Consider the following 10,703-nt stretch of genomic DNA (forward strand, 5'->3'; position numbering starts at 1 on the left):
ACGATCACCTGGCCGGACTGGGGGGCGGGCGCGCCGCTGCCGGAGGTCGCCGCCACGCCGTGCTGGGAGGCGCAGGAGCGCGCCGACGAGGAGGACGACGGCAGCACCCTGGCCGACGACGTCTCGGCGCTGTTCTTCCTGGGCCCGGACGCGCCGGTGAGCGTGCAGGACCTCGGCACCCTGAACCACCCGGCCAGCGGGGTGGTGACGTGGGGCGCCTGGGGCGTGGACGTGCGCCGCACCAAGGGCGTGGCCCACGAGCGCTACGGCGTGCTGGTGGCCGACTCCCACGACGCCGTCGTGGAGGACAACCTGGAGCTGGGCTGGGACCGCGGCGCGCCGTGGTACTCGGGCACGGCCGGGGTGTCGGTGGGCGACTCCGACGCCGCGCGCGCGCTCGTGGCGGGCAACACGGTGGTCGGCTACAACCTGGGCGTGTTCGCCAAGGAGTCGCGCGGGGGCACCGTGCGGGGCAACACCCTCACCGGCAACTGCGCCGGCGTGCTGGTCTTCGACGACTCGGCCACCGAGGTGCCGGACACCACCCGCCACGTGCGGGGCGGGGACTGGGCGGTCGTGGGCAACGCGGTCAGCGCCAACAACCGCTACTGCCTGGTGGGCCGCGACGGCACCCAGCGCGTCTCGGGCACGGGGGTGGCCGTGACCAACGCCGACCACGTGCTCGTGGCCGACAACACGATCACGGACCACCGGCCCAGCACGCCGGCCGGCGCCGAGCCGGTCAACTTCCCCTCCGGGGCGGTGGCGCTGGTCGGCTTCACGGCCCCGCCGGGCACCGACCCGGTCGGGGCCGTCCCGCCGGGCACGGTGGAGGACGTGCTGGTCACGCGCAACGCCACGGCCGGCAACGCCCCGCAGGACGTGTGGGTCACCCACGCGGTGCCCGGCAGCCCGCTGCAGGACCCGGGGGCGGCCGTCTTCGTGGAGAGCAGCGGCTGCGTCGTGGGGGGCCCGGCCGACCGCTGCGGCTGAGCAGCGCCCCTCCCTGCGGGGCGCCGCTCCCCCGGCGCCCCGGCCCCGCACCACCGGCACCACCCGCAGCGCCCCGTCCGGCAGTGCCGGGCGGGGCGCTGCTCGCGCCGGGCCCGTGCACCCCGCGGCGTGTCGCGCGCGCGGTTCGTGCATCGTTGCAACAGTGCGGCGGCGGGTGCTGGACCGGAAGGCGCGGACTTGCTTGACGGCCCCCCGGGTCGCACCTACTCTCCCGGTAAGCGTTTTCTCTGCATCGATTCAAACCCCGGGCCGGTGCACCGGTCCCCGAGCAACGGAGCTCAGACGATGAAGAACCGACCCGTCCTCACCATCGCCGCCACCCTCTGCGCGGGCGTGCTCGGGCTGACCGCCTGCGGCGGCGGCGACGCCGGCGGGGAGGCCGCCGCCGAGGGCCCCGTGACCCTGGACTACACGTGGTGGGGCAGCCAGGACCGCGCCGACCGCATGACCAAGGCGATCGCCGCGTTCGAGGCCGCCCACCCCGACATCAAGATCAACCCGAACTTCACCGACTACGACGGCTACTGGCAGAAGCGCGCCACCGAGGTCGCCGGCGGCGGCCTGCCCGACGTCATGCAGTTCGACATCTCCTACCTGCGCCAGTACGCCGACCGCGGCGCCCTGCTGGACCTGGAGGAGGTCGCCGACACCCTGGACACCAGCGGCATCGCCGAGACGCTCATGCCCTCCGGGCAGATCGACGAGGCCACCTACGGCGTGCCGATCAGCACCAACGCCCTGGGCCTGTTCTACAACCCCGCGATCGTGGAGCAGGCCGGGGTGGCCGCCCCCACCGGCGACATGACCTGGGACCAGTTCGACGCCTGGATCGCCGAGGTCAGCGCCAAGGCCCCCGAGGGGGTCTTCGGCAGCGGCGACTACACCGGCACCTTCTGGCTCTTCGACATGCACCTGCGCCAGCAGGGCAAGCAGGCGATCACCGAGGACGGGCAGGTCGGCTTCACGAAGGCCGAGCTGAAGCAGTGGTGGGAGTCCACCGCCGAGCTGCGCGCCAACGGCTCGCTGGTCTCCGCCGAGCGCACCACCCAGCTGCTGCCGAAGTCGCCCTTCGGGGCCGGCGAGTCGGCCACCGAGTTCAGCTGGGACAACTTCCTGGCCGGCTACCTCACCGACTCCGGCGCGGCCAAGCTGGAGATCGTGGCCCCGCCCAGCGACGGCGACGAGAAGGGCCTGTTCCAGAAGGCCTCGATGGTCTACTCCATCGGGGCGGGCACCGAGGACCCCGAGGCCGCCGCCGAGTTCGTCGACTTCATGGTCAACGACCCCGAGGTGGGCCAGATCTTCGGCACCTCCCGCGGCATCCCCGCCTCCAAGACGCAGCGCGACGGCACCACCTTCGAGGGCGCCGACGCCCAGATCGTCGCCTACGAGGAGTCCATCGCCGGCGAGCTCGGCGAGAGCCCGGCTCCGCTGGCCATCGGCTTCGGCACCGCCGAGTCCGCCTTCAAGCGCATCACCGAGGACATCAACTACGGCCGCACCAGCGTCGACGACGCGGTCGAGGAGTGGTTCGCCGAGGCCGAATCGGCGCTGCAGCAGTGAGCACCGTCGAGCTGCGCGGCCCCAGCGCCCCGGCGACCCCCGCCGCGCCCGGCCTGAAGAGGGCGCGGCGGGCGGAGAACCGCATCGGCTACGCGTTCCTCGCGCCGTGGCTCATCGGCTTCTTCGTCCTCACGGCCGGGCCGATGCTCGCCTCGCTGTACCTGGCCTTCACCGACTACAACCTCTTCCGGGCCCCGGAGTGGGTGGGCCTGGAGAACTTCACCCGCCTGCTGGACGACCCGCGCTACCTGCAGTCGGTGAAGGTCACGCTGGTGTACGTGCTCATCGGCACGCCGGTGAAGCTGGCCGCGGCCCTGGCCGTGGCGCTGCTGCTCAACAGCGGCATGCGCGGGCAGGGCTTCTACCGCTCGGCGTTCTACGCGCCCTCGCTCATCGGCGCCAGCGTCTCCATCGCCATCGTGTGGAAGGCGATGTTCTCCGACGCCGGCATCGTCGACGTGGTCCTCACCGGCCTGGGCGGGCAGCCCGGCGGCTGGGTCGGCGACCCCGACAAGACGATGCCGATGATGATCCTGCTGGCCACCTGGCAGTTCGGCGCCCCCATGGTCATCTTCCTCGCCGGCCTGAAGCAGGTGCCCAAGGAGCTGCACGAGGCGGCGGCCGTGGACGGCGCCGGGGCGCTGCGCCGGTTCTGGAACATCACCGTGCCGATGCTCTCGCCGGTCATCTTCTTCAACCTGCTGCTGGAGACGATCAACGCCTTCCAGGTCTTCGCCTCCGCCTACGTCATCTCCGGCGGCCAGGGCGGCCCGGCCGGCTCGACGCTCTTCTACACCCTGTACCTGTACCTGCGCGGCTTCCAGGACTCGCGCATGGGGTACGCCTCCGCGATGGCGTGGGTGCTGGCGCTGGTCATCGGCCTGATCACCGCGGTGATGTTCCGCACGTCCAACGCGTGGGTCCACTACAGCGGGGAGTCCAAGTGAGCACCGCGACCTCGACGACCACCGCCGCCGCGCTGAGCGACCCGGCGCCCGTCTCGCGCAAGGCCCGGCGCCAGCAGGGTGCGCTGACGCGCTCGGTGGTGCTGCACGTGCTGTCCATCGCCGTGCTGGTGGTGGCGCTGTACCCGGCCGTGTGGATGCTCGTGTCGTCCCTCAAGCCGACCAACGAGATCGTCGGCGACCCCTCGCTGCTGCCCAGCAGCGCGGGCCTGGACAACTTCCGCACCGCGCTGGCCGGCATCGGCGGCGTGTCCTTCTGGACGTTCACCTGGAACTCGCTGCTGCTGGCGGTGCTGTCCGTGGTGGGCACCGTGCTGTCGTCCTCGGTGACGGCCTACGCGTTCGCCCGCATCGACTTCGCCGGCCGCCGGGTGTGGTTCGCGCTGATGATCGGCACCCTGCTGCTGCCGTTCCACGTGCTGATCATCCCGCAGTACATCGTGTTCCAGAAGCTCGGCCTGGTGGACACGTTCGTGCCGCTGCTCATCGGCAAGTTCCTGGCCGCCGAGGCGTTCTTCGTCTTCCTCATGGTGCAGTTCATGCGCAACGTGCCCCGCGAGCTGGACGAGGCCGCCCGCATCGACGGCTGCGGGCACGCGCGCACCTTCGGCAGCATCATGCTGCCGCTGCTGCGCCCGGCGATCATCACCTCCTCGATCTTCGCCTTCATCTGGAGCTGGAACGACTTCCTCGGCCCGCTGCTGTACCTGAACTCCCCGGAGAAGTACCCGCTGCCGCTGGCGCTGCGGCTGTTCGTGGACCAGACCAGCGTCTCCGACTACGGCGCCCAGATCGCCATGTCGGTGCTGGCGCTGCTGCCCGTGATGCTCTTCTTCCTGGTCTTCCAGCGCTTCCTCGTGGACGGCGTGGCGACCCAGGGCCTGAAGGGCTGAGGCGCGTGTCCCGACGGGCCCCCGCCCCCGCGCGCCGCGCCGCGCCCCGCCCGGCCGGCGCGCGGGACTCCTTCGAGCTGTTCGCCGAGACCCTGCTGACCGGCGTGGTGGTGGCCCTGCTCGCGCTGCCGCTGGTGACGGCCCTGCCGGCCGTGGCCGGCGGCACCGAGCACCTGCGCCGCCACCGCGCCGGGGAGGTCTCGGGCGTGCGGGTGCTGCTGCGCACCGCCCGCACCGCGCTGCGCGGCTCCTGGGCGGTGTCGGCCGCGGTGCTGGCGGCGCTGGCCCTGCTGGGCTTCAACGCCCTGGTCGCCACCGGTCCCCTGCCCGGCGCCCGGGTCCTGCTGGCGGCCACCGCCCTGCTGGGCGCCGGCGTGCTGGTCGTCGCCCTGCGCGCGGCCGGCTCCTGGCGCCCCGGCGCGTCCTGGCCGGCGCTGGTGCGCGCCGCGGCGCGCACCAGCGCCGCCGACCCCGGCGGCTCGGCCCTCGTGGCCGCCTCCGCCGCCTTCGTGGCCGTGCTGGCGTGGATGCTGCCGCCCCTGGCGCTGCCGGGCGCCGGCGTCGTCGTCCTGGGCCTGGTGGCCGTCGAGGCGCGCCGCCCGCGCACCGCCTGACCCGCTGCGCAGGGGCGCGGCGGGCGCGCGCGGTCCACACTGGCGCGGTGGACGACTTCCGCGCCTGGCAGCGCCTGGCCCCCCTCGGGCTGCTCCTCGTCGGCGCCGGGGTGTGCGTGGTCACCGACGCGGCCACCCGCCGGGCCCGCGGCACCGCCGCGGGCGCGTGGGTGGCCGAGGGCACCGCGGGCCTGCTCGGCCTGAACGCCGGGCTGTCCCTGTTCGGCGAGGCCGTCAAGCGCCGCGCCCTGCACGACGTGGCCGCGCGCCGCTGAGCCCCCTCCCGGGTGCGCGCGGGCCCCGCAGCGCGCAGGAACGGGGACGTGCGCGGGGCGGAGGTCAGCGAGCCCGGTGGTCCCGAGGTCCTGCGGGTGGTGCAGCGCCCCGAGCCCGACGTCGGCCCCGAGGAGGTCCTCGTCGCCGTCGAGGCCGCCGGGGTCAACCCCACCGACCTGGCGGCGCGCGAGGGCCGCACCGTCGGCGAGGCGCCGTTCCCCGCCGTGGCCCGCGGCGGCAAGGTCGTCAGCGCCCGCCCGGTGCCGCCCGCGCCGCGCCGGGGCCCGTGCTCAGCGGCCCCGGCGCCCCGGCCCGCTCAGCGGTGCGCCGGCGCCGTGCGGTCGCTGCCGGTGAGGTCGACCACGGCGCGGTGCGCGTCGACGGCGCCCGGCGCCGGCAGCGGGGTCTCCAGCGGGGTGCCGCCCGGCGCGGTGCGCTGCCCGGCCGCGGCCGTCGCGGCCGGCAGGGCCGAGGGGTCCGCGCGGCCCCACTGCGCCTCCACGTCGGCGAGCAGCCCCTCCAGGTAGGTGCGCAGCTGGGTGCGGCAGGCCCGCCCGAACGCCTGCAGGTAGGCGACCTGCTCACGCACCTCCTCGGCCGTGGGCCCCTGCGCGGGCACGCCCGGGGCCGGCGGGGCCGCCGGGCCCGCGGAGGCGTCCAGGGGGCCCGCCGAGGCGGCACCGGCGGCGGCGTGCGCGGCGCGCAGCACCTCGTCGGCCTCCTCGCGCGCCCGCTGCAGCAGGTTCTCGTACTGCTCGCGGGCCTGGCCCGCGAGCATCCGGCTGAAGCCCTCCGCGTCGGCGACGTACTGGTCGGCCGTCTGCTGCGCCGCCATGAGGATCCCCACGGCCTGCTCGGTGGGGTCCACGGGCGCCGGCGCGGCCGGGGGCTCCTCGCGCACGGCGCGCAGCTCCTCGCGCAGCGCCGCGCTCTCGGCCTCCAGGCGCTGCAGCTCGGTCCCGGCGCGCTCCAGCTCGGCGCGCACCCGGTCCAGGAAGTCGTCGACCTGGCCCACGTCGTAGCCGCGCTGGAGCACGCCCGCGCTGCTGAAGCGCACCGCCTCCACGTCCGCCGGTCCCACCCGCGCCTCCTGGCCCCCGGTCACCTGCCGGGCCGTCCCGTTCAGCCCCGCGCTCGCCGCTCGCGCACCCTCGTGCTCGCTCACCGCGCCACCTCCCCTCCCACGTCGGGCCCCGGCCTGCTCGGGGCGAGGACCTCCGCGCGCACGCGCTCCGGCGGGACGCCGTGGGCCGTGAGCGCCTCCACGGTGCGCTCCACCGTGCGCTGGTCGCCGGCGACGTGGACGTCGCGGGCGGTCCAGGGACCGTGCCGCAGCACCACCTCGGGCAGGTCGCCGTGCTCGTGGGCGGAGCGGGCCGCGCGGCCCTCGCCGGTGACCACGGGCGTCACGGTCAGCCAGGGGTGCTCGGCCTCCAGGCGGCGCAGGTCGGGCAGGTCGTACAGGCCCGCCTCGTCGCGCGCGCCCGCGAACAGGTGCACCCGGCGCCCCGGGGAGGTGGCGGCCACCTCCCCCACCATGGCCTTCAGCGGTGCCAGCCCGGTGCCGGAGGCGACCATCAGCAGGTCCCGCCCGGACTCCAGCAGCGTGGCGGCGCCCTGCGCCGGTCCCAGCCGCAGCACGTCGCCCACGCCGACGTGGCGCACGAGCGCGGAGCTGACCGGACCACCGTCGTGGGCCTGCACGTGCAGCTCCAGCAGCCCGTCGGGGCGCGCGGCGCCGGCCGGCCAGTAGTACCGCCACAGCCGCGGGCGCAGCTCGGTCTCCACGGAGACGGCCTGCCCGGCGCGGTAGCCCAGCGGCACCTGCGTCTGCAGCCGCAGCACGGCCACGTCGAGGGAGCGGACCTCGTGGGTGACGACCTTGGCCTCCCACCAGGCGGGCTCCTGCGCGGCGCCCTCGGCGGCGTCCACCATGACCTTCGCGACGAGCTCGTAGGCGGCGCCCCAGTCGCGCGCCAGGGACTCGTCCCAGGCGCCGTCGAAGTGCTGCAGCGTGGCCAGCAGGCTGGCGCCGACGGCCGGGTAGTGCGCCGCCAGGGTGCCGAACTTGCGGTGGTCGCGGCCCAGCTGCTGCAGGACCGGCACGAGCGTGTCGAGGTCGTCGACGAGGTCGACGACCTGCCCCAGCGCCCGGAACAGCCTGTCACGCTGGTGCACCATCGACACCGGGAACATGGGCCGCACCTCGGGGTGGCGCAGGAACAGGTGCGAGTAGAAGTACAGCGGCGCCTCGTCGCCGGCGGCGGCCGCCTTGGCGAAGCTGGCCCGCATCGCGGGGATGTCCACGGGGTGCCCGCCGCCCGTCAGCGGGCCCGGGTGCTGCCCGGCGCGCCGGGCTCGCACCGCTCGGCCAGCTCCAGCAGCTCCCCGGCCAGGGCGCGGGCCTGCACCTGCGCGGCCCGCTGGGCCTCCTGCAGGGCGCCGAGCGCGGCCTCGGCCTCCGCCTGGCGCTCCTGGCCGCGCACGTGGGCGGCCAGCACCGCCTCGCGGGCGGCCTCCTCGCGGGCGACGGCGCGCTCCTCGGCGTCGGCGACGATCCGCTCGGCCTGCTGGCGGGCGTCGGCCACCACGGTGTCCGCGCTGCGCTGGGCCAGCTCCAGGAGCCGGGCGGCGCGCACGGCCACGTCCTGGCTGTCGCTGCCGGCGCTGCCGGCGTTGTCGACGGTCGTGGCCATGGTCCCTCCGGTGGACGCTGGGCGGCCTCGGTCGCGTCGCGACCGGGTCCTGCGGCCGCGACGGGTGAGTTCTAGCAGCGTGCCGCCGGTGGTGTCCCCGGTGCACGGGCTCGCGTCGCAGCCCTGTCACGTGTGCGCGAAACGCTGCGCGGTCGGCGCCGGTGCGCTAAGGGCCGTCCCCGCGGCACGGGTGCCGCGGGGACGGCCCGGTTCAGCGCCGGACGTCGAGGCTCAGCGCCGCACGTCGATGGTGACGCGCGTGGTGGCGCTGACCGGCGCCCCGAACGCGTCGGTCATCTTCACGGTGCAGTCGAACGTCGCCGTGCCGGTGGCGGTGGGGCGCGCCCGCAGGGTGAGGTTCGCGTTCTGCCCCGCCGGGTAGTCGCGGTTGCCGACCTGCTGCGCCGAGCCGGGAGCGAGCTCGAGGGCGAACGGGGCGGTGCCCACCGGGGTGCAGCTGTAGGAGAAGGAGCTGCCCAGCAGCTTGCCGGTGCCCTTGTTGCCGAGCTGCACGACGACCTGGACGGTCTGGTTCACGTTGGCGCGCACGACCGGGCCGTTGTTGACCTGCTGGTACAGCTTCGTCGTGGTGGGCGGCGGGGTGACGACCACGTCGAAGGAGACCGGGGTGGCCGCGTTGCCGGCGCGGTCGGACACCGAGCAGGTCACCGTCGTGGTGCCGATGGCGAACTGCGTGCCCGGGGCCGGGGCGCAGTCCGGCGTCAGCACGCCGTCGCGGGTGTCCCCGGCGACCGGCGGCGCGTAGTCCACCTTCGCGCCGGCGGGGCTGGTGGAGAGCACCCGCACCGGGTCCTTGGCGGCGATGCGCGGGGCCAGGAAGTCCGCCGGGCGCGCCGGCAGCTTCGTCGGGTCGACGATGCCCCAGTAGGCCGGGGTGACCTGCAGGTCGTCGTCGAAGGGCAGCGGCTGCTCCCACGGGCGGGCGATCGGCCAGGTGCGCAGCCAGGTGCGGGCGTTGCTGATGCCCCAGAACGTCACCGACTCGATGGAGCGCGAGTGCTTCTCCAGGACGTCGAACAGGTCGCGGTAGTAGTACCCGTTCTCCGCCGCGGCGGCCGCGTCGTCCTCGGTGGCGCGCGCGGGGCGCCCGCCGCCGCCGACGTCGGCGGAGACGACCTCCTTGGAGGTGCTGACGTCCAGCTCGGTGATGACCTGCAGCAGCGGCTTCTTCTTCTGCGCGCTGAGCTGCTCGAACGCGGTGAGGGAGTCGTCCAGCCACTGCACGGGGCGGCCGAAGTCGACGTGGACCTGGTGGCCGACGCCGTCGATCGGGACCCCGCGGTCGATGAGGGCGCCGACGAGCTCGACGTAGTCGGCGCGCTTCTCCGGCATCTCGGAGTTGTAGTCGTTGATGAACAGCTTCTGCTGCGGGAAGTACTTGTCAGCCAGCGTGAACGCCTGGTCGACGAACTGCTCGCCGAGCACCTGGAACCAGCGGCTGTCGCGCATGTCGTGCGGGTTGGCGTTGTCGCCGTCGTTGAGGACCTCGTTGACGACGTCCCACGCCCAGATCGGGTAGTCCCCGTCGGGGTAGCGCGCCTTCAGGTGGTCGGCGATGCCCTTGATGTGGGCCTCCATGCGACCGCGCAGGATCGCCTGGTCCGCCGGGGAGTTCGTCAGCGGCCGGGTGCCGTCGAGGAAGAACCAGGCCGGGGTCTGCGAGTGCCAGACGAACACGTGCCCGTACACCTGCGTGCCGGTGCGGTCGGCGTGGTCGAGCAGCGAGTCCAGGCGGGAGAAGTTGAAGGTGCCCTCGGTGGGCTGGACGACCTCGGGCTTGCCGTCGTTCTCGGGGGTGAACGCGTTGAAGTGCTTCTGCACGAGCTGCGAGGCGCGCCCGACGGTCTCGCGCGGGTCGATGGCCACGCCCACGTGCTCGAAGCCGGCCCGGCCCAGCACGTCCTTCAGGCCCGGCACGTCCTGGATCGGCGTCTCGGCGACGGGGGCGACGCTGACGTCGTCGAGGAGGAAGCCGACGTTCGCGGGGCCCTCGACGTAGAGCTGGGCGCGGGTCACGGCCGAGCCGAGGGTGAAGGTGCCGCGCAGCTGCGTCCAGGTGTCGGCGTTGACGGTGGCGGCGGCGCCGGCGACGCCGTTGTAGGCGTCCGACCCGTTCGCGGTGAGCTGCACGGTCGCGTTCAGCGAGGTCGGGGCCTGACCCGGGGTCAGCTTGGCCCAGAACGAGACGGCGACCGTCTGGCCGACGGCCAGGTTCGGCGTGACGTCGACCGCGGGACCCTGCCAGTTCTGCAGGCGGTTCGTGACGCGCAGCGCGCCGCTGCCGTTCCGGCCGGCGCCGGCGACCTGCTCGACCTTCGCGTCGCCGCGCCCGACCCAGCCGTCCAGGCCGGCGTCGAACGTGGAGGTCAGGGTGGAGGCGGCCGCGGCCGCCTGGGTGGTGCCGGCCGTGGCCGCGGAGGCGGGCGGGACGGCCAGGACGCCGATGCCGGCCAGCAGGCCGGACGCGACGGCGGCGGTGCGCAGGGTGCGCTGCTTCATCGTGCGGTTCCCCTCGGGGTGGATCGTGCGGGCGACGGTGCTCTTGATCCCTTCCGGAAGAGTTCCGGAATGGTGGAAGTGCACCACCGCGAGCGCCGTCCGGTCAAGCGGGCGCGGGGGTGGGAACGCCGACGGCCCGGCCGCTGCGGGAGCGGCCGGGCC

10 protein-coding genes are annotated in these 10,703 nt (G+C 74.7%); 6 read left to right on the forward strand and 4 right to left on the reverse strand.

The window, feature by feature from the left end; translation table 11 throughout:
- From GTR00_RS06035 to GTR00_RS06060, 6 genes are all read left to right on the forward strand, one after another.
- On the forward strand, positions 1-993 hold a 993-nt coding region (locus tag GTR00_RS06035), incomplete at its 5' end, for a right-handed parallel beta-helix repeat-containing protein (protein WP_166610735.1).
- A gap of 306 nt (positions 994-1,299) precedes the next feature.
- Positions 1,300-2,577, forward strand: a complete 1,278-nt coding sequence (locus GTR00_RS06040; protein WP_166610736.1) for an ABC transporter substrate-binding protein — start codon at positions 1,300-1,302, stop codon at positions 2,575-2,577.
- Positions 2,578-2,630: 53 nt separating this feature from the next.
- Positions 2,631-3,524, forward strand: a complete 894-nt coding sequence (locus GTR00_RS06045) for a carbohydrate ABC transporter permease (protein WP_240899505.1) — start codon at positions 2,631-2,633, stop codon at positions 3,522-3,524.
- On the forward strand, positions 3,521-4,435 hold the full coding sequence (locus GTR00_RS06050; RefSeq protein WP_323132260.1) for a carbohydrate ABC transporter permease: 915 nt from the start codon (positions 3,521-3,523) through the stop codon (positions 4,433-4,435). The genes GTR00_RS06045 and GTR00_RS06050 overlap by 4 nt, the downstream gene beginning before the upstream one ends.
- Before the next feature lie 5 nt (positions 4,436-4,440).
- Positions 4,441-5,049: a hypothetical protein gene (locus GTR00_RS06055; RefSeq protein WP_205705190.1), complete on the forward strand. Its 609-nt coding sequence runs from the start codon at positions 4,441-4,443 to the stop codon at positions 5,047-5,049.
- Between the two features lie 47 nt (positions 5,050-5,096).
- Positions 5,097-5,324, forward strand: a complete 228-nt coding sequence (locus GTR00_RS06060; RefSeq protein ID WP_166610737.1) for a hypothetical protein — start codon at positions 5,097-5,099, stop codon at positions 5,322-5,324.
- Between the two features lie 317 nt (positions 5,325-5,641).
- Here the strand turns inward: GTR00_RS06060 and GTR00_RS06065 are convergent, their stop codons facing one another.
- From GTR00_RS06065 to GTR00_RS06080, 4 genes are all read right to left on the reverse strand, one after another.
- The gene (locus GTR00_RS06065) at positions 5,642-6,490 is read right to left on the reverse strand and encodes a DivIVA domain-containing protein (protein ID WP_166610738.1); all 849 of its coding nucleotides are present in this window, start codon (positions 6,488-6,490) and stop codon (positions 5,642-5,644) included.
- The gene (locus GTR00_RS06070; protein ID WP_205705191.1) at positions 6,487-7,689 is read right to left on the reverse strand and encodes a globin domain-containing protein; all 1,203 of its coding nucleotides are present in this window, start codon (positions 7,687-7,689) and stop codon (positions 6,487-6,489) included. Before GTR00_RS06070 ends, GTR00_RS06065 begins: the two co-directional genes overlap by 4 nt.
- On the reverse strand, positions 7,650-8,021 hold the full coding sequence (locus GTR00_RS06075) for a hypothetical protein (protein WP_166610739.1): 372 nt from the start codon (positions 8,019-8,021) through the stop codon (positions 7,650-7,652). Before GTR00_RS06075 ends, GTR00_RS06070 begins: the two co-directional genes overlap by 40 nt.
- Before the next feature lie 231 nt (positions 8,022-8,252).
- Positions 8,253-10,541, reverse strand: a complete 2,289-nt coding sequence (locus GTR00_RS06080; RefSeq protein ID WP_166610740.1) for an endo-1,4-beta-xylanase — start codon at positions 10,539-10,541, stop codon at positions 8,253-8,255.
- Between the last annotated feature and the right edge of the window lie 162 nt (positions 10,542-10,703).

It is taken from the genome of Kineococcus indalonis (assembly GCF_009906395.1).
Classification (GTDB): Bacteria; Actinomycetota; Actinomycetes; order Actinomycetales; family Kineococcaceae; genus Kineococcus; species Kineococcus indalonis.

Bases quoted from the DNA above. Each gene is read 5' to 3' on its own strand.
- GTR00_RS06040 (WP_166610736.1), top strand. From the start codon at position 1,300: ATGAAGAACCGACCCGTCCTCACCATCGCCGCCACCCTCTGCGCGGGC.
- GTR00_RS06080 (WP_166610740.1), bottom strand. From the start codon at position 10,541: ATGAAGCAGCGCACCCTGCGCACCGCCGCCGTCGCGTCCGGCCTGCTG.
- GTR00_RS06075 (WP_166610739.1), bottom strand. From the start codon at position 8,021: ATGGCCACGACCGTCGACAACGCCGGCAGCGCCGGCAGCGACAGCCAG.